This is a genomic window from Embleya sp. NPDC059213 (genome assembly GCF_042754445.1).
GTDB lineage: Bacteria > Actinomycetota > Actinomycetes > Streptomycetales > Streptomycetaceae > Embleya.
Genome location: NZ_JBHZAV010000011.1, coordinates 79,634 through 99,309 on the forward strand (window position 1 = coordinate 79,634; position 19,676 = coordinate 99,309).

A 19,676-nucleotide genomic window follows, 5' to 3' on the forward strand; every position below is an offset into this window, starting at 1 on the left:
GCCTCCTGCACACGTTGTCCGCAGCCCGCGACGGCACCTGCCCGAAACACAGTGCCGGCAGTCGATCGACCCTGTCGTCCGGTGCCAAGGGGCCAGGTGCGAGCAGTAAAATCCGGCCAGGATACGCGGAACAACGCTCATCCCGTCGTAGTTGCTCCCGGATACGAAGTCGCCGAGGGGTTGGAGGGGCATGCCGACTGGTGTCGCGATGTGGCGGGTGGACGGGGACGGGGCGCGGCGTTTGCGGCCCGCGAGGATGCCGTTGGAGCACGAACTCGAATCGCTGATCGAGGCCGACCCTGACATCCTCGGGAAGCGGTTGTTGGTGATCGGCCGTCAGGTGCGCACCACGCACGGCGGCGTGGTGGACCTGCTCGCAGTCGACGGCGAGGGCACCGTCCACGTCATCGAGTTGAAGCGCGACCGCGGCCCCCGCGAAGTGATCGCCCAGGTCCTGGACTACGCATCCTGGATCGCAACCGTGTCGCACACCGAAATCCAACAGATTTTCGCCAAGTACAACGACGGTGTGGAGACCTTCGAGGCCGCCTTCGAGCGTCGATTCGACACCGCAGCCCCGCAGGAGTTGAACACCGCGCACCGCCTCACGGTGGTCGCGGCCCGCCTGGACGACGCCACCGAACGGATCCTCACCTACCTGGGGGACCTCGGCGTGCCGATCAACGCGGCGGCATTCGAGTACTACGAAGACCACGGCTCCCGATACCTCGCCCGGACGATGCTCCGCGACGACACCAACGCGCCCGCCGCCAAGCCCGCGCCCATGACCCGCACCCGTGAGCCGTGGACCGGCGAGGACTGGTACTCCGCGCTGGGCGAGGACGGCATCCGCTCCTGGGACGACGCACGCCGTCTCGGCTTCGTCAGCGCCGGTGGCGGCACCTGGTTCTCCCAGGGACTGCGTCGCCCTCGAATCGGCCACAGGGTGCACGTGTACATCCCACGCGTCGGGTACGTCGGCGTCGGCGAAGTCGACGGTGAGATCGCCCCGTTCGTCGAGGCCCGGGTCAAGGTCGACGGCCGCCACGTACGACTGGCCGAACAGACGCTCGCCGGCACCTACCGCCACCCCGGCGACGACACCGACCCCGACCTCGCCGAATACGTGCTGCCCGTTCGCTGGCTGAGCACGGTCGACCGGATTGATGCCGTTCGTGAGCAGGGCATGTTCGCAAGCCAGCACCCGATGTGCAGGCTCCACCACGCGGCCACGCTCGCGATACTCCGTCGGGCATTCTCACCGACTCAAACCGTCTGACCCTTCATCGCAAGAGAGGACCCACGAAAGGGCGTAGCGTCTCTCCATCGAGGAACGGCGACGCCAACGTCGTCCTGCTGTGCGCGGTCGTGGACTGGGAGAAGTACGAATACCGCAACTGGCCCACGCTGTGGACGACGTGGGCCTGGGCGTGCTGCCGCCGGCTCCGCCGTCGGGACAACAGAGCCTACGAAATGGTCGATGGGTCACCGCTCTCAGGCTGCTTCTTGCCGAGCATGTGAAGAAGCGAGCCCAGAACCCGTTCGTCCAAAGCTCGTTCTTCAAAGGGTAGATCGGGGTCGGCGACTTTCGCGCGCAGCCTCTCGACTGCGGATCTGAGGGCCGGCTCTGCGTCCGGTACGTCGCCTCGATCCGAAACGCGGTCTTCTCGCCTCCTGTTCTGGAATTGTTCCCGGGTGATGTGACCGTCCCTGAATGCCGTCTCCCACATCGCCTCGATGTGGTCCTCGTTGTGGTCCTCATCCCGGAAGCCCATTTCCCAGCCGTCCGGATCCTCGTTCCATTCCGGGTAGGACCATGGATCGGATTCGTACGGCAAACCGTTGTCCGAGCACTCGGGCCCGTATTTCTCCGCCCGTCCCTGCGTCCCTTGGTATTCCCACCCTGTGCCGATGGGCCGGCTGGTGTCCTGTGGCTGCTCGGCGGCGCCTCCCAACCAACCTGAAAACTCCTCGGCCAGGCCAGCGGCCTGTGCGACGTCTTCGACGATCGGTACCTCAGGGAGGAGCTCGTTCGGATCGACCCGATCCCGGGAGGCGGCATCGTGGACGGCCCCCATCACTTCATGCAAGCGGTGCCATTGGCTCTGGTCTTCCAGGATCGCGCCGATCTTCGTGCCATGTGAAGTTGCCTCGACGATCCGATCCATTTCCTCGTCGTCCGGCACCCCCATCGGTTGCTTCCGGCGGCCGGCGATCCAGATCGCAGTTGCCGTCAGCGAGAAGCAGTCTCTGCAAGAGTGCTGTGCGGCACTCTCCACGTGAGGCGTGGCGTTGCCTGTGGAGCCGTCGCCGGTGGAGAGGATCGCCCGGGCGTGATCTTGCAGACGCCTTACCCGTGCCCAGGCCACGCCGCAGAAGTACCGAAACTTGTTGTCTCCGCTGACCTTGGTGTTGCTCATCGCAAGTCGGATGGCGTCTTCGAAGGCGAAGGCTTCCAAACCAGCCGCGCGGAAGGCGTCGATGCTGCTCTCCCAGCCGCCCGGCAGCGGAAAGTTCTCGTTGTCCGCCCCGTATGTCCACTCCTCCCAAAGAGCCGCAAAGCCCTCCCGGTAGGCGAGACGGGTGCTGTAGTCCTCACGAGCGGCTGCAACGGCTTCCTTCATCGCCGCTGCCCAGCGCACAGCATCCTTGGCAACGTCCTCGACTACATCCGCGCCCGGCGTTACGGACGCCTTGCCGCTGTTGCATTCTTCACACGCCGTCACCAGGTTGGATGCCATATCGGTCCCACCCAGCGCCTGGGGCACCACATGGTCCACGACCAGCTTCACCGCCGGCGCCTTCGCGCCGCAGTACCTACATGCGTGATCATCCCGCCGCAAAACCTCATACCGAAGCCGCCGCCCAATAGCCATGCCCGCCCCTCCCATCGGCCGTGGAGAGCATTGTGCTCCTGCCGGCGGACAGCTGAGCGAAATACCGTGAGTTCGTGACCGTCGATCCGCCGCCGAGTTGTCCCGGCCACGGTGGCGTCGCTCTCCCCCAATGCTTCGCGGCCTTCCACGCTGCTCGGCTCGGGCATGCGCTACGACCCAAAAGCCTCGCCGTGTCTGCCAAGGTGAGCGCCGGCTCAAAACTCGGCGACCATCCGCGCCGGACTCGGGCACGCTGGTCACGTGACTTATTTCGTACACGTCGACGTCGTCACTCCCGACGGGCACGCGCCCTTGGACGCCCTGCAACGAACAGGCGTGGCCAGCCTTCTCGCCGACCTCCTGGCGCGCCTGGAGGGTATCGACGGCCCGGACGGCGTGAGCATCGATCTCGACGACTTCCGAGTCGCCGCGCATCCCGAAGGCGCGTTGGTCCTGCTCATCATGGACGCCCCCGCCCTGGAGTTCGCCGAAGGTGCCGCTCGCGAAGTGGTCGAGGAGATCTTCGAGGGCACGGAGGAGTTCGAGGACTGGGCCATCGCCTCCTGTGAGGTCAAGCTGCACGACAAACTCGCGCAGGAGAGCCTCGCCGTCGCAGACGGCCCCGACGCACCACCTGCGGATCCCGCAGAACGCGCCCGACTCCACCGCCTGCCTCAAGCGGACACGGACTCGGCAGGTCCGACGGACGAGGAGGTGGAAACTCGCCGTACGCACCTGCGGAACCTCGCGCCGAAACTGACGTCCTTCACGGCTGCCCACTTCGGCCATGACGCCTCGGACGCCGTGCCTCTGACCACCGCCGAACTGGCAGCCGGTGCCCTCGTCAACGCCATCGACGTGCTCACCGACGAACTCTTCGGCGACCTCATCACCCTCGCGGAAGACGAGACAGCCGACAGCATCGACGATTCCGACGCCGTCTTCTTCGTCCTGGAAGAACTTCCGCCTCTGCTCTAAGGCTTGTCCCGTAATTGATCTTGGGGTGTCTGTATCGGGGTTCCTCGCTGGGTCAGCCGGCGAGGGTGAGGTTGTGCAGTCGGGCGATGCCGAGCATGGCGTGGTGGACGCCGTGGCCTTTGAGGCGGCAGTCGCGGAGGATCTTCCAGGTCTTCATGTGGGGCGAAGACGTGTTCGACGCGGGCGCGGACACGGCGGTGGGAGGCGTTGTGTTCGTGTTTCCAGTCGGGGAGTTCGCCTTGCCCGCGTTCGCGTCGGTGCGGGACGAGGACGCCGGTGCCGCGGTAGCCGCCGTCGCCGATCACGCGGGCGGTGCCGACGGTGTCTTCGGCGCCGGATAACCCCCAGGCCTTGCAGTCGTTGCGGTTGCCGGTGACCGGTCGGCCGACCACGACGATCAGGCGGGTGTCGGCGTCGATGACGACCTGGTGGTTCGTGGAGTACTGGTAGTTCTTCGGCTTCTCGGCGACCGTGTGGTCGCGGGTGGGCACGAGCGTGCCGTCGACGATCAGCACGGTGTCCTTGCGGAACCGCTTGCGCTGCTGCAGTGCGAGCAGTGGGCCGAGGTGGTCGACGACACGGTCGGCGGCGGACTTCGATATGCCGAACAGTGGGGCGAGTTGGCGCAGTGTCAGGTTCGTGCGCCAATACGCCGCGACGAGGAGCACCCGGTCTTCCAACGAGAGCGCCCACGGTCGGCCCTTGCCGGGCCGGTCGGTTCCCTCGCGCCGCAGCGCGGTCGTCAGCTTGCCGAACTGGCGCGGGCTCAGCCCGGTGAACGGGCTATCCAGGACGGCTCCGACGCCGTGATCACACCAGCCACACCAAGATCATCTCACCCGTGGTCAGCACTTACGGGACAAGCCTTAGCGCTTCCGTTTGTTCTTCTGCTGCTTCGGACGCGAAGCGCTTGCAGCGCGGCGAAATGACCCTTGTGCGTGCAGGTTGATCGTGCGTCGAAGATCGGCAGCGGGCCGGAGGGACCTCAGGGTCGCCGTCAACGTGGCGTCCAAGGGCCCGATGTGTCCGTCGTAGAAGATGCCGACGAGATCCCGTGTCGGTTCGTCGTAGAGGAGAACCACACCTCGCGGGAGGTTGAGCTGGTGCTTCTTCGCACGCAGGTAGCCCCGCAACTGCGTCTCCGCCTTGGCTGCATCCTGTCCAGCCGGGCGTGTAGCCCAGACGACCAGCCATCCTTCGGCGGGATCCACGCTCCCTGTGATAGGCATGGTGAGGCTACGACCTGCGCCGTCAGGAGATGGATTGTCGAGGAGTTCGTCACCGTAGCGGGCGAACTTGTGCTGGACATCCGTCGTCGCGGACAACAGCGTGGCGCCGATACTGAGCCATCCTGTGACCTTCCTCGACTGCAGTTCGTCGAGGAGCGGTGCGACCGGTGAAAGCACCATCGCCGGCTTCGGCACGGGATCGACGACCCGGCCAGCCGGTTCCTTGGTGTGAAACCAGTGGTCGAGGGCGTCCGTCCGACTGCTGATCCAGGCTGGTTGGCGTGAGCGATGGCGGCGCAGCTCGGCTGTGGTCGGTTCGGGGAGGAACGGGAAAGCGGCACGGACCTGACCCGGGTCGGGTTCGACCCAAAGCCCCGCCTCGAAGAAGTACAGGAACAGATCCAGTTCGTCAGGCGCGCGGAACATGACAGTGACGTCAGGGTTTCGACGTCGGCGAAGGTAGAGGAGAAACTCGGCCGGTCGAGCGACGAGTTCGGTAATCAGCTCGAGGTCGTGCAGCGACACGGTCCACGGAATGTTGTCGGGCCGGAGCACGTTGGCTCTCACCAACTCTGCGGTGGCGGTCATGACGGTTGAGAGGTCGTCGAGACTGATCGCGATGGTATGGATTTCGCGGACATGCCTGAGGTCGACCCAGCCTTCTCCTTCAACTCTCAGACCTCCATCCCGTTTGATACCGTCACGCATCCGGCCGGCCTGCTCGGCTGCCTTCGTGATGATGCCGGTCAGATCCGTACGGATCCGTGTGATCTTGCCACCTCGGGAGTGGCCGCTCAGCGCTACGGCCTTGTCTTCCACAATGATCGCGACGTCGTCGACGAGGAGAAGGTGGTCGCCTTCGACGCGCTTGGTGTATCGCGTGGGATCGGCATTCGCCTCTTCAACGTCGTTCGCGGGCACGTAGTACTCGAATGCGTCCCTGAAGTTCCCATCGGGAACCGGGTCTCGAGCAGGTCGCCGCGATGCTTCGCGTAGCTGTTCCACGCAATCGACGTCTTGAGGTGCTCTTCGAGGTTCTCCCGCACCGAGCACACGTTTAGCGCCGAGTGGGCCAGCATGATGCGTCCGTTGCCGGCGACAACGAGAGGACGGACGCGCATCGGATTCTTACCTGTGGTGAACGCGTGGACAACTTCCGCAGGAGACGCTGTTCCCAAGTCGAGTCGGAAGCATTCGACAACGGCGTGCACGCGTTCCTCGGCGATGCCCGTATGCGCGACGATGTCTCCAACGGCGACTGTCACTTCGTCGGCAGCGGGCTCGAACATCGACATGAACCCGGACCGGGCGAGTTCCGTCAAGCCATCGTCAGTTTGGCCGGCCTCCGTGGCCTCCATCGCGTCCGACAGCGCCGTGCGCATTGCATCCATACGCTCGTTCATGTGGCGCAGTTGTAGATCGTGGCATGCCTCCAGAACAGCCAAGGCGTCGTTCGCGTCAAACCCGAGCTCGGCGATCAGCGCCGCGTGGACGTTCGGTTCCCCGTCAAGAAGCGCGCGGTTGGTAACCGCGACCACCTCCGGGTAGGAAGAGTTACGCATGTGCACCTCGGCACCCTGAATAAGCAGGGACACCATGGCAAGCTTGTCGTTCGAATCGATAGCGGCGAAGGCCCGCATGCGTGCGAGCCGGAGAAGCGCGTCGAGCTCTTCCTTTGCCTCGGAAACGAATTGGCTCATTTCCTGATCGGCAAGGGCGTCACGGTCGCGGGTTCCGGGTGTCTCCGTATCCAGCTGCGCGGCGAGAGCAACCAGTGCAAGCAGGTCGAGGCGCGCGGCACTGGCCTCCGTATCTACCCGTATCGCGCCCTCGGGCGCCATCGGCAGAAACGCCAGACGACCCACCTCGATCAGCCGGAGCGCGTCGAATCGCCGCGCCTTAACGACGAACCGGGTGATGGCGTCGTCGAATGCCGCATCGAGCGCCGCCTCGGGATCCTCCGCCGCCGTGAACCTCTCCATGAGTTCCAGCACCGAAGTCCAGGAGTCGACAATGACCCGCGCATGCGGGTCGAATGCCGCTGCCTCCGGTTCGGCTCGGCGTCGCCTTTTCTTTCGCGTGTCGTGACGCTTTGAACGAGAAGCCACCCGCCAATTTCACCACACACTGCCACCAACGAGCCAACGGATTCCGGCAGGCACCCCCCGTGGCAGGTGTCGTCACCGGCGATTGCCTCGGGTTGGTAGCGCGGTATCCGTCTCCGGAGACCGGCTCCTACTCCATCCGTTTCCTTAACAGCCGCCTTGACATTCCTTGAGCCAGCGCTCGACCGCCGGAAACAGCCGTCCTGGAGCGGAGATCTCCCCCGGAGGCAAACACCGTGCAGCGGACCTTCTCTCAGCATCTGCCGGCGCACGGGCTGCGCCTTCGGTGTTCACCGGCCAGAAGCTCATGGCGATGCTGCGGACATCGACGTCGTCGTAAAGTCGGTCGATTCGCGGTCGATCGGCGTTGATTCGGCATCTGCCGGTGTTTCCGACACACGCACGTCAGGGTCCTGATTGACGGTCGCGCCAGTCCCGCAAGACGGTAAGTGCCCAGTCGCGTCGTTGGTCCGACGTCGGATTCCAGAGGCTGGTGTCGGTTGGCTGGCGTGTAGCGTTGTCGAGGGCGGGTCCAAGGGTTCGCGTAGCGTTGTCGAGCCCGATCAGGCTCTCGACGCGGTCGGTGAATTCGCCTGCCGAGCCTGAGAAGGCCGGGCTGTCGGGAACCAGCCGGATCACGAGTTCCAGAAGGAGCCAGTGGCTGTTGCGTAGAGTGGTGTGGATCCAGGTTCGTACTTGATCGGGTGCGAGGACGTGCCACAGCACAAGGAGTGACAGTTCACATCCGGTCAGGTCCGTCGCAGGCCGGGTGCGGGCCGGTTCCAGGAATGTGGGAAAAGCCGTGACCAGGCGCGTTCGTCCTTCGAGGGCCCACGGAGGAAGGCCGGGGGTGGCCGCCCGGGTCAGCGGTTGACCATCCGGAACGACCAGGTAGGCCAGTGCCAATGCCGCCAGTTCGGCACCCTGGCATGTTGCAGCCATCCGCTCGAGGACGTCTGGACGTTCGTGTTCGGGCACGGCTCGGAGAAGGTCGGCTGCGGCAAAACGCACGGATCCTTCCGCGGTGAGGATCCCGTGTCCTTGAGCCGGGGTGTTGAAGTCCCGGTAGTGGTCTGCCATGAGTTCCAACACCTCTGCCAGTGGCAGAGGTTCGCCCTGAGACAGAAGATCGCGAATCCGACGGACGATCCGATGCGTGTCAGAGCCGAGGAGGAGCACCAGGCGATCGCGTTCGGGGCCTTGTGCTCCTGCGGCCAATTGGGCAAGAGCCTGCCTGAAGTCTGCTTCGGAGAGGTCGTCTTCGGTGACTCCGAAGGCGAAATAGCGGTCGAAGTAGTCCACGTCGCCGGCGCCGAGGGGAACGGGGGCTCCTGTCACGCCGATTCCTGGACGCACCGTTCGGGCGACGGCTCCGAAGAGAGTGCAAAGGATGTCCAGGACGCCCTCACAGTGGCCCGGCGCCACACCGGCGTCCGCTATTAGTCTGCGCCACTCGGCGGCTCGGGCTTCAGCGGCATGCGACGGGCTGAAGTCTGTTCCGGTCAGGGCTGCGCGCTGCCCGGGCAGCGCGGCGTACAGGGCCGGTTCCATCGTGCGGAGGAACGTCAGAAGCAAAAAGTCGACCGGATCGACGTTGCCGACAACCGTTGCCAGGCTCGCGTCCGCTTGGGCGAAGTACCGCTTGATTGCCCGAGGAGTGCGAAGCCGGGAGCCAAGCTGCGCGTGATAGCTCTCTCCGAATCTGCGCAGCTGCGGCTCGGAGAATGTGATCCCGTGACCTGAGAGCAGTTCGTCGATCGCCTGCTCGACAAGCGCAATCGCATCCTGGTCACGGAAGGCAGGCAAGTCCAGGCGCACCTGGATCATCTTCTCGAGAAACTCACGCGCCCGAGATTCCTCGCCGCCTACCAGGTCGCTGCGCTGGAGAACATCCAGCAGCGTGCGCTCGTCGAAGCAGAGCAGGTAGTGCACGTTCGGTAGGCGCCCGACCAAGCGCACCATCTTGAAGACCACCAAGAGTTCGTCCGGCGTCAAGCGGTCCAGATCGTCCATGACGACGAGCACCGGTGTACGGACGTCGCGTAGTGCCTTCTCGGCCTTGTGCCTGGTGGCCGATGCGCTCGTGTCACCCGCCATACGATCGGCTGCGGTCTTGGCGAGCTCGGAGACGTCCATGAAGCCGATGAGGCCGGCGAGCTTCCCGATTGGACTGACCGCCCCGGCGTAGCTCGCGAGGGTCTGCCGCGCGGTCGACCAACGGTCTCCCTTCGGGAGCGCTTCGCGAATCTCGCCGAACAGCGCAAGTGCCAGCGACTCCGGATCCTGGTAGAGCCACGGATTGAGTTCGGCAATGGACCACGCCTCCTGTCCGGAGGCCTCATGCGACAACCGACTGGTTACCAAGTTCAACACGGTCGACTTGCCTGACCCCCACGAGCCGACCAGGGACAAGACGACAGAATCGTCCTGTCCGCGGACACGGCGCAGTATGCGAACGACGTGCTCCGCGTATCGCCCGCGGCCAAGTGCATCGGGGCGGCCCGGCGAACCATCAACGGGCTCATCGCTGAAGAAGGGGCGCGAACTCACGTGCAGATTCTCCCAGACGAGACTCGTACGTGCGAATTTTTGCGACGTCGCACCATGCCTGCACACGTCGCGGCACGTCCGTTGCTACCCGTTGGCAGGGGGCGCGCGCGCCCGACCAGTTCAACCACCGCAATCGGGGCAACCACCAGCGACGCAAGTCCCCGAAAACACCATGCTCACCGAATCGTTCGCGGTCGACACTCACGGATGAGCACGAACTCGCCCTCGGCCGCCACCGGATGGAGACAAATCCGCTCGGCAGTGGTAGGGGATATGTTGGGAGACAGGGGACGGAGTCGACACATCACCATCGGTACTACTCCGGAGCTCGGTACTCGGGGTGGGATTTGTCGAGTACGTGCGCGAGGTGCAGCGGGGCCGGGCGTCGTGTCCGTCCGTCCCAGGCCAACGACTGGTGACAAAGTTGAGCGGTGAGGAGTGCCAAGTCTTCGGCGGCCCAGGGGCCTTGCTGTACCACGTCGATGAGCGTGCCGGTGAAGTCGTGCCAGTCCTTGCCCAATCGGTGACGGTGTTCCTCGGGAACCGTGAAGCGTGTGTACTCGCCGCTGGCTCGTCCGATGGGGCCTCCGGTGTATTGCCGTGACGCCTGTCCGATGTACCAGTGTTCACGGCCGGTGTCGGATGTGCGTCGATAGAGGGTGTCCTTCGGCGGCAGCGGTCGTTCGGGATATTTGCGCCATCCATCGCGATCGACGGGTTGCGGAGTCTCCTCGTCGGTGATGTTGACGCAGACGACGGCGAGCGGGCAGCCGTCCCGCCTCAGCGAGTCGCCCGGGAGAGCGCCATCACCGAGAGTGGAGTACTGGAGTCCGGGCCAGATGGTGCGGGTGGCCTCGGCTTCCACCCAGACGCAAATGGGGCGGTCTCGGGGCAATAGACGCAGTGCCGACTCGACGCTGTCGCGGACCAGACGCGCGCCCTCGCGATGGCGGGCGTGTTCGGCGTGTCCGATGGGTCCGGAAGCGTAGGCGCTCATCGCGTCCGCGACGGGTCGCCATTGATGAGTGGAGGCGTCGTACATCCGCACCTGAGCGGGCGATGTGGCATCGCGGTTGAGTTCGATCGAGGTGAGGATCTCGATCATGCGGGTTCGCGTTGCTCCGCGGGGGTTTCGGTGACTGACATGTTGCTGGCGCACGTGGATGCCTACCAGGAGCAGGTCTTGTTCTGGTGAGGCGGCCGCGCTCAGGCGAGTGTCGACGAGGCCGGCACGGACGAGGAGTTTGCGCACCGCGCCCTCGGCCGGGTGGTCGCGGACCGGCTCGTCGGTCGGGGCGTGGGTGTCGTCGTCCGGGGTGCTGCGGGTGGCGAGGAACTGTGGGATGACGCGATGCCCGTACAGCCATCGCTTGAGGTCGTCCTTGTGGTCGTGCCGTGAAGGACTGTCCTGTGCGGGTCGGCGGCGCGTGGCGGGGTTCGCGTGCCAGTGTGTCTCGACGAGGGCAACGTGGAGGGTGGTGGCGTCGGTCGAGGGAAGGTCCCGGAGTTCGGTGTCCCAGTCGACCTTCTCAGGGGCGTCGAGGGCAGCGGTGTGGCGGAAGACGACGGACAGGCGTTGGGTCAACGGATAGGACTGTGTGTCCTGTGGAAGGAACTGCCCCGAGTCGTCGATACCCGCCAAGGCCGCGAGTTCGGCTGCCATGCGGCGCCGGGTGCCGGCGCTGTCCTGGAGGACGTGGATGACCACGTTTTGCTTGCCGGTTCCCACGATGGCGTCGTCGAGATGCTGGGCGGGAACGCGGCCGGTTACGGCGCGCTGGAATCGTCGTCCGGTGTCTTCGTAGGCGATCTGCTCGGTGCCCCCGGCCAGGCAGTCTGCGAACTGAAGGATGAGGTACTTGGTGAACAGAGCCCCGGGCCCTCGTCCGAGGGGGTGTCGATCGGAGGCCGCCGTGAGTGAGCGCACGGGGCCACGCAGATGCTTGAGGTCGTCGTTGTCACCCAGGTCGATGATCTCGACACCGCAGGCTTCGACGACTTCCGCGGCGGCATTGCGAGCGAAGGGCTCCCACAGGGTTTCGCCGTCGCGTGTGACGCGCCGGTTGCCGACGGGAAGACGAAGGACCACGCCCTTGCCCCGGGCAATGTAGGCGCTCTTCCTGCTGGCCCAGTGGTCTGCCAGGCGACTGAACACGGGAATGACGTGGACCGCGAGGCGAGATTCGCCGGGCAGGGCGACGACTCGGAGTTCGACCCGATGCATGCAGCGGCCGACGGTGCGTCCGTTGTAGAGGGTGCGGGTGACGATGTCCTTCTCGTCCCAGGCCACGAGGTTGCCGTCGGTATCCAGGCGCCAATCGATCGCACCGTGACCGGGGATCACCAACGGTGTCCGAGACAGGACGTCGGCGCAGTGCCAGGCTGCGACCCGGAAGAACCAGCGTGGGGCTCGCGGCGTCCCTGCGGCCGCGCCCTGAATGAAGGCGGCCAGAGGCTGCGTCTCGGGCACAATTCCGGCGAAGGCCCGACTGAGGGTGTCCGTGGTGACGTCGCCGCGGATGTGCCGTTCCCATGCACGGACGGCGGCGATAAGGACCGACGGAGAGATGGGTCGGGTGGTGACCAGGACGAGGGGGGCGGGATGTTGTGGGTCGGCGTCGAGGTCGTCCGGCATCAGGACAACGGGTTGCCCGGTGACGGCGCTCAGGGCAGTGGCGAGGGCAGCGTATCGGGGCCGGGTGGGGCGTCCGGTGGACCCATCGCTGTAGCCGGGCAGTTGTGTCCAGGCGTGTTCGAACAGGTCGGTGAGGCGGTAGATGCAGACATGACCCAAGGCGTCGGGGCTCAGGAGGAAGCCGCGTGTCCTCAGCATGGGAAAACGTCCCTTCAGTGGCGGTCGGCGAAGGCGAAGAAGGCGTCCAGGGTGGTTCCGTACAGGTCGCGGAGGGTTTCGAGTTGTCCGTTCGCGCGCCAGTCGTCTCGTAGGGCGCGGATCAGCCGGGGCAGGCCCGCCTTGCCGTCGGGGTCGAGGAATGCGGCATCAACGAGGTTGACGCGACCGGGTGTTCCTCCGCGTCGAGCACGCCCGACGAGCTGGATGAGGCTGATGACCATTTCGGCGGCGATGGCCTTCTTGGCCCGATCGGGCAGGGCGCGGAAGTAGCGTCCCCCACCGACGATCTCCTCGAAGTAGGTACCGGCCCGGAGTCTGCGGCGACGCAGTTCCTTCCACGGTTCGGAGTGCGGCACGGCGTCGTCCAGAGCGGCAGCCTGGATATGGGCGAGGAGTTCGGCGGGCTCGTCGATCAATGCCATCGGGCGTACGACGAGCCAAATCGAGCCGATGGCGGAGCGGGTGTGACCCGGGACGAGGATGTTGAGGCCGCGTTCGGCGCGTCCCAGTGGCGCGATGAGGATTCGGGCTTCACGCATGTAGGCGAAGTCCTCGAGGCGGTCGCCTGGAATCTCCGGCCACGGCAGCGCGCGATCGATTGACCGACGTTGGGTCGTGGGGCGAATGGCCACGCATACGCTGCCAGTCGGGGCGCCCGCTTGGTACATGCCTTCGGCGAGGTGTCGGCAGCTGTCGTAGGAGGTAGTGACGACCAGGACGCGGTCCTGGACGTCGCTTCCGGGCGCGCGGGCGAGCACGTCGAGTTCGGTGCATAGACGTGGCCACAGTCGTTCCGCCATGGTGCGGGTGGCTTCGATGCGGGCTTTGCCGGTGAGGCCTGAGATGCGAATGGCCTCTCGGTCGTCTCCCAACCCCGGGATGGTTTCGGCATGGATGCGGACCGCTCCTTCGGCAGTGTCCGGCAGCCACCAGGTGGGGTGTTCGTGGACGTGGTGGCGATGCGCGAGCGGCATGTAGGCGGTAGCCGAGAGCCCGAGAACGATGCGACGGTGTCCCGTGTGGGCAACCGCGGTGGTGTGTCCCAGGGTGAGGACGTCGGTGTGCGGATCGCCGCCGAAAGCGGCCACGGACAGCTGGGTGTCGCGTCTGCGGTGGGGGTCGTGGCGTTCGGAGAACGCGAAGAACAACCGGCCCAGCGGCCCGTAAGGTGCGGCGCGCCAGGCGCTGTAGGCACCGAGCGCGTCCGCGATGACACGCGCGGATTCGACGCCTGCGGCGTGAAGTTGGGGCGCGGTGTGCACGAACCCGTACAGGCAGGTGCGCAGCGGTGCAAGGAATGCCCGGCGCAGGAGGCGGTGGATGAGAGTCGCTCGGATGCGCGGTTGAGGGACCCAGGGAGTCAGGAGGGCATCGAGAGCACGACGCGTGTCTGTGAGGTTTCCCGGTTCCCCATGAGGATCGGCGATACGGGAAATGATGTCGGCAAGGCGACAGTGGGGTCGGGAAAGTGTCTCACGGGGAGCGTGGCGGTCGAAGAGGTCGCGCAGTGCTTGGAGGTCGCGGGGGTCGGCCGTTTGCTGCGTCGTGGTGGCGATCAGGTCGGGGTCGTCGCGTAGGAGAGGACGGAGGTGGTCGGTGAGCCAGCCGTCCCAGCGTTGGGGAACCAGCCAGCGTGTCTGCGCCGGTCTCGGGCCCAGCCTCCGCGTTTTGGGCAGATCCGCTTGGAGGTCGGGTCCCAAGCGATCGTAGGCACGATGGCTGACGTAGGTCTCGGCGAGCCAGCGCGCCCGGGCAATGGTGTTGCGTACGCTCTCGTCGACGGTGGTGTGCACGCGGCCGAATGCGGCGGCGAATTCGGTGTCGACGGTACGCAGCGGCATCTCGTGGGTACTTTCGCCTCCGGCAAGGAGGAAGCCTCGGGCGCTGTCGTCCAGGGCGGATGCCTGGTAGGCGTCGATCTCGTCCATCACGACGAGTTGGCAGTGCCGGAGGATGAACTCCTCGACGGTGAGGTTGTCCCTGAGTGTTCCGTCGACGAGGAGGGGCAGGTGCATGCTCCCCTTGCGGAAATTGCCGTGCGAGGTGACGACGACACGCGCGCGAGTCGCCGCGCGGGCCAGACGGTATTTGTCACAGTCGTGGTCGCGGTAGGGACATACCTTGGAAGCGGAGGTGCGATCGCGGCGACCATCAGTGCTCACGCGGTCGGGAACGAGTGAGGTGCAGGGTTCGCCGCCCCCGACCCAAGTGTCCACCTCTCGGTCGGTGAGGGCTCCGGCGGACATGGCGCATCCATATCCCAGGCGGGCGTGGGCCCAGTCGATGAAGTCGTGGTCGGTATGGGTGGCGGCAACCCGGTCGAGGGTGGCCATGATGCCGTCGGGGGCCATCAGTGCCGTCACCAGGTGTTCGGGATGCTTGTGGCCGAGGGCGCGAAGGTCGTGTTCGATCCCGTGGACGACCTTGAGAACATCCATGTTGTTGGGGACCACCAGGGCCAAGGTGACGCCGGTCTCGACGGCCCACGTTCCCAGGTCCCGGCACAGCACGGACTTGCCGATGCCGGTGGGCGCTTGGAGTAGGCGGGTGCGACCTGATCGAAGGACCATGTGGTCGCCGATCGGGCCCTGGCGGGTGAGCATGCCTTCGAACAGCCGGGTGAGCGTGTGTTCGCGGAACGGCTTTCCTGTCGCCGTGTCCAGGCGTTCGGCGATGTCGAGATGCTCGCGGACCTTCCAGGTCAGTTCATCCAAGGCAGGCGCGGTGGTGAGGTGGGGGTGGATGGGTCGGATCAGGGGCGCCTGGTGGTCGGCGAGGATGTAGTGGGTATCAATGGTGATGGGGTCTGTGGCGCCAGCTCGCGGAATGCGCAGCACACTGGTGTATGCGCCTGGTGTTGCAGTGCGCGACAGGTGGCCTTGCCGGGCGCGAAGGGTGTCGAGTTCGTCAAGGAGCGCGTCCGCGCAGGCTCGGGATTCACGTCCGTGACGTGGAAGGAGGTGTTCCTGATCCGCGAGGAGGTCGTAGTGGGCAACGGTGTGGTTGTCGCACACGCGCGCGGCGATGTCGCGCACCTTCTCCTCGTACGCCAGAGGGCTCATACGGTGTTTGAGGAACCTGCCCAGGCGTAGCTCGTCGGCGTCGGACAACTCGGCGTGGCCGTTCCAGGTGTCGTGTTTGCCATCGAGGAAGAACGCGGAGGCCGTCACGGTGGTGACGACGCCATGGTCGCGGTGGTGTACCGGAAAATGGGTCTCGGCAAGCGCGAACGCCACACCGAAGACGCGGGCGACGATCGCCGGATCGGCGTGGCTCGGATCCCGGTATCCGTCGGAGGGAATCGGGTGCCGTTGCGTGGTCATCGTGCCGCCTTGCGGGCGACGCGAGCCACCTTCGCGACGACTTCCGTCGCCGTCCATACGCGCAAGTCAGGGACCAAGTCCTGGAGTTCGCGTTGTTGGACCGGGCCTCGATAGTCGGGGACGACGATGTTGCGGGTGGCGGGTGGTTTCCTGCGTAGGCGATCGGCCAAGGCCACGGCGCTCGCACTGTCCTTCATGTCCCACTCCAAATGCCAGTCCAGCAGTGGCACGAACGCTTCTCCGTCCACGCGGTCCTTGTCCGGCCACAGACGTGCCTCGACCACGCCCGGTCGGCGGTTCACGCGCTCGAACAGGTCGACTTCGGGCAGTCCGGGGACCACCGTGTGCCGCCAGACGGCGGCTTCGACGCACACCGACGCCCCAGGTCCGTCCGGTTGGTGTGGCAGGGCTGCGGGCGGCCTGGGAGCCTGCGGGAATGCCCGTGCCAGAGTCGGGCGCCGCGAGTTGCCCGGGCGAACGAAGTACCGGGCCTGGTGAAGCTCGAAGTCACAGCCGGCGTCGTCGCCGTCAACGCGCATCGGCCATCGGCATACCGGGCAGGGCCACCACACCCCCCGAACGTGCACGCGATCCGCGGGCACAGCCACGTACGGCACCGTCCGTCGTGTTCCGAGCGAAGCCGCCGCTTCCGCAATGCGGTCGGCCGGTCCCGCCGAATGCTCGACGACGAAGCGCCGTCCCCTCGTGTACTGCTCGTCCGTGGCGCCATCGCGCAGGCGGGCGAACGCGTTGCCCTGTACCTGTTCGGCCCGCATGTACGCCCAGGTCGGCATCCACGTCCGCGTGGCGCCGGGTGATTCGATGAGTTCAACGATGCGTTCGCAGCCCCGATCGAACACACCCTGACCGATCTCGTCCCGCCCATGAACGTCCACGATGACGACCAGGTCTCCGAGTGGATCCCCTTCGAAGCAGTCCGGCGCGATACGTCCGAGCGGTTGGCGCAAGCACTCGACCAAGGCGTGGGGCGACCGCGGACCCCGACCCGGTCCGCAGGCGGCCATCACCACGCCGGTCATCCGCGCCAACTCCCGCCATGCCTGGTCCTGTTCGTGACGTTGCGTCCATGCATAGGCGGCTCTGATGGCCGCTGTAGCCAATACCTCGCGGCGACGCATCGTCGAATCTCCCAAATCCAGCATCGAACCCACCTCGCGATCACCCATGGTGCTCGGGAAATTACGATCCGACTCCGACAACGGGCAGACCCGTCCTCATCGAACACAGGTCCCTGAATGGCGCCCCACCAGGCTGCAATGCTCTTCCCGATGCCGATGGGACCCTGGGGAGATTCACTCGATCGGGTGTGTCAAGCCCGCGCGGCACAGCCGGGATCTGAACGTCGCCGAGTCAGCCTCGTGAATATCCAAGCGCCCCGCGCGGCAGGCAGCGATGATGGCCGACCATGAGTGATAGTGGGAGACGCACGAACGGACGACGTCGGGCCTGGCTTCTGGTGTGTGTAGTGGGCACCGCCGTGATAGCCGGGTGGAGACTTGAGCGAGGCGGTGTCGACCCGGTCGACATGCTGTTCACCTCGATCGGGTTAATCGTGGCGGTGTGGTCGGGATTATTGGCCAAGGCCGCGCTTCGGCACCCGGAAACAGACAAGATCGCGATGGCCGGTCTGCTGGCCGGTCAGGTTGTCCGGTCCGAGACCCGAGAGCGTGCTCGCCTGCTGGGCAACGAGGCCGAGGCAATCGACGTGCGGTTCGTCCTGCGCCCGGCCTCGGCCCACAACGCGACTGGCGCCGATCCGGACGGGCAACTGAGCCGGGTGGTCGACTACTACCGTGCACTGCGCCCCGGACGCCTTGTCATTACGGGCAAGGCAGGGTCGGGCAAGACCGTCCTGGCCATCCAACTCCTCCTGGCCCTCGCCCAAGTGCGTGGCCCCGAGGATCCGGTACCGGTACGGATGTCACTCGCTTCCTGGACAACCCTGTCCATCGACCTCGGCACATCCGCCGGCGCCGGAGCAGGGGACGCGGTGCGGGCCTGGATCCGGACGCATCTGGTGGACACATTCGGCCTGTCCAATACCGCAGCCCAGGTACTTGTCGACGCGGGGATGATCCTGCCCGTCCTGGACGGCTTGGACGAGATGGACCCCGCCGACCCGCCGAACCTTGCCTCCGGCCCCTCGGCGCCACAAGCTCCGCGGGCGAGACGGGCGTTGATGGAACTCAACGCCTACCAGCATGGAACCGAGAGAGCGAGCCTGATCCTCACCAGCCGCGGCGAAACCTACGACGCACTGGGTCTGCGCGCACGGGACACCGCCCGCATCGAAATCGCTCCGATCGACCCGGCCCGAGCCCGCGCGTTCATCCTGTCCAGAGTCGACGAACCCATCCAGTGGCGTGATGTCGTGGACGAACTGGACCTCAATCCCGCAGGTCCACTCGCGAGAGCACTGTCCACACCCTGGCGGCTGACGACCGCCGTCGCCGTCCACAACACCCACCCGCACCTGCCACAGCTCCTGCTATCCCCCGTTCTCAATACCGAACCCGCCCTGCGCGACCACCTCATGCGCCTGTTTTTCCAGAGAGCCGTCACCGCCAACTCCCGACCTCCGGGCAGCCTCGACCCCCGCCAAGTCCACGCTCAACTTCGGGTCCTGGCCCACTACCTTGAGGAGAACACGAACAGCCCACGGATCCTTCACGGAAGGGCCCTGTCCGGTACCGATCTGGTTCCCCACGAACTATGGCCGCTGGCCGGGGACCGCTACGTCCGCGCCGCACACGCGTTCGCTATAGGCGCGTTCGGCACGGCAGCGATCATCGGTTTCTGGTTCACCGGTGTCGGATCCACGCCGGCTGGTCCGATCATCGCCACCATCGTCTTCGTTCTCATGAGCGCACTCGGGGCAATCCATACCTGGTCGAGGGCCTGGGCCGCCCCCGCGTGGTTCGACCTGGAAGGTTTCCGAACGGCCAAACGCCGACGCCGAGGAGCACTCGGCCTCGTGGTCGCGCTCGCGCTCGGCTCCCTGGTCGGCCTCGAACTCGGATTCGTATTCGGGCTCGCGGTCGGACTCGCGATCGCACTGCTCGGATGGCTCGGGGCTACGGCAAGCGGGTTCGGGGACGATGCGACGAGACTCATCGATCCACGAGACCTTCCCCGCGCGAGCTTGGCGGTGACGCTCGTGTTGAGCCTTGCAGGCGGTCTCTCCCTCGGGCTCGTCTGCGTACTCCTCTCCGGACCCGCGTTCGGTTTCACGGTCGGCTTCGCCTACTCGCTCATGGTCGGAATCGGAGCGTCGCGGGGCATCGTATTCCTGATGTGCGTTCGCCGAGGGCCTCACCGATTGCCGTGGCGGCTGGGACGGTTCCTGGACTGGGCCACCGAAGCCGGACTCCTCCGCGTCGCCGGGACCGCCTACCAGTTCCGCCACCGCGAACTCCAGGAGTGGCTCGCCCGCACTCCGGCACCTTGACCACAGTCTTTCGCCGTATGCGGAACTCGGCGGACGGTCAACCCGCACTGGGTCGGTGCAGCAGGGAACTCACAATGCCGGCAGGCAAGGGTTTGGCCTCGGCGTCGGCACTCCTTCAACGGAGATCGTGGAGTCCCAACAGACGCGGCGGGTCTCGCCGAACGCGACCGAGAACGGTTCACACGGCAGCGGGTGCAGCCGCGTTCGCTCCTCGGCAAGCATGTCCGCGGGGCGACGGCGGGTCACGCGGTGCGGGCGGGCGTTGACCTCGTCCGGAACGCCCGGCAGGCCG

At 65.9% G+C, this 19,676-nt stretch carries 9 protein-coding genes and 1 pseudogene; 3 read left to right on the plus strand and 7 right to left on the minus strand.

Features of this window, described 5'->3' with window-relative positions; translation table 11 throughout:
* Positions 1-190: 190 nt before the first annotated feature.
* Positions 191-1,279 (plus strand): endonuclease NucS domain-containing protein, encoded by a 1,089-nt coding sequence (locus ACFXMF_RS06960; RefSeq protein WP_379987813.1) that lies wholly within the window; start codon positions 191-193, stop codon positions 1,277-1,279.
* A gap of 187 nt (positions 1,280-1,466) precedes the next feature.
* Here the strand turns inward: ACFXMF_RS06960 and ACFXMF_RS06965 are convergent, their stop codons facing one another.
* Positions 1,467-2,891 carry an HNH endonuclease gene (locus ACFXMF_RS06965; protein WP_380017660.1) on the minus strand — a complete coding sequence of 475 codons (1,425 nt, stop codon included), beginning with the start codon at positions 2,889-2,891 and terminating at the stop codon, positions 1,467-1,469.
* A gap of 246 nt (positions 2,892-3,137) precedes the next feature.
* Between ACFXMF_RS06965 and ACFXMF_RS06970 the strand changes: the two genes are divergently transcribed.
* Positions 3,138-3,854: a hypothetical protein gene (locus tag ACFXMF_RS06970; protein WP_380020553.1), complete on the plus strand. Its 717-nt coding sequence runs from the start codon at positions 3,138-3,140 to the stop codon at positions 3,852-3,854.
* Positions 3,855-3,906: 52 nt separating this feature from the next.
* On the opposite strand, the pseudogene ACFXMF_RS06975 reads toward ACFXMF_RS06970, so the two are convergent.
* The 6 genes and pseudogenes from ACFXMF_RS06975 to ACFXMF_RS07000 form a co-directional block, all read right to left on the minus strand.
* A pseudogene (locus tag ACFXMF_RS06975) lies at positions 3,907-4,677 on the minus strand (transposase).
* A gap of 43 nt (positions 4,678-4,720) precedes the next feature.
* On the minus strand, positions 4,721-6,004 hold the full coding sequence (locus tag ACFXMF_RS06980) for a hypothetical protein (protein WP_380017661.1): 1,284 nt from the start codon (positions 6,002-6,004) through the stop codon (positions 4,721-4,723).
* A 1,589-nt stretch (positions 6,005-7,593) separates the two neighbouring features.
* On the minus strand, positions 7,594-9,804 hold the full coding sequence (locus ACFXMF_RS06985; protein ID WP_380017662.1) for a P-loop NTPase fold protein: 2,211 nt from the start codon (positions 9,802-9,804) through the stop codon (positions 7,594-7,596).
* 250 nt (positions 9,805-10,054) lie between these two features.
* Positions 10,055-12,571: an RNaseH domain-containing protein gene (locus tag ACFXMF_RS06990; RefSeq protein ID WP_379987808.1), complete on the minus strand. Its 2,517-nt coding sequence runs from the start codon at positions 12,569-12,571 to the stop codon at positions 10,055-10,057.
* Positions 12,572-12,585: 14 nt separating this feature from the next.
* Positions 12,586-15,915 carry a hypothetical protein gene (locus tag ACFXMF_RS06995; protein WP_379987807.1) on the minus strand — a complete coding sequence of 1,110 codons (3,330 nt, stop codon included), beginning with the start codon at positions 15,913-15,915 and terminating at the stop codon, positions 12,586-12,588.
* Positions 15,912-17,102: a hypothetical protein gene (locus ACFXMF_RS07000; protein ID WP_379987806.1), complete on the minus strand. Its 1,191-nt coding sequence runs from the start codon at positions 17,100-17,102 to the stop codon at positions 15,912-15,914. The genes ACFXMF_RS06995 and ACFXMF_RS07000 overlap by 4 nt, the downstream gene beginning before the upstream one ends.
* Positions 17,103-17,461: 359 nt before the next feature.
* Here ACFXMF_RS07000 and ACFXMF_RS07005 point away from each other — a divergent pair, with 359 nt between their 5' ends.
* Complete coding sequence (locus ACFXMF_RS07005; protein ID WP_379987805.1) at positions 17,462-19,384, plus strand: NACHT domain-containing protein; 1,923 nt, start codon at positions 17,462-17,464, stop codon at positions 19,382-19,384.
* The last annotated feature ends 292 nt before the right edge of the window (positions 19,385-19,676 follow it).

Coding starts and splice junctions, on each gene's coding strand:
- ACFXMF_RS06960 (WP_379987813.1), top strand. CDS start 191: ATGCCGACTGGTGTCGCGATGTGGCGGGTGGACGGGGACGGGGCGCGG.
- ACFXMF_RS07000 (WP_379987806.1), bottom strand. CDS start 17,102: ATGGGTGATCGCGAGGTGGGTTCGATGCTGGATTTGGGAGATTCGACG.
- ACFXMF_RS06965 (WP_380017660.1), bottom strand. CDS start 2,891: ATGGGAGGGGCGGGCATGGCTATTGGGCGGCGGCTTCGGTATGAGGTT.
- ACFXMF_RS06990 (WP_379987808.1), bottom strand. CDS start 12,571: ATGCTGAGGACACGCGGCTTCCTCCTGAGCCCCGACGCCTTGGGTCAT.
- ACFXMF_RS06995 (WP_379987807.1), bottom strand. CDS start 15,915: ATGACCACGCAACGGCACCCGATTCCCTCCGACGGATACCGGGATCCG.
- ACFXMF_RS07005 (WP_379987805.1), top strand. CDS start 17,462: ATGCTGTTCACCTCGATCGGGTTAATCGTGGCGGTGTGGTCGGGATTA.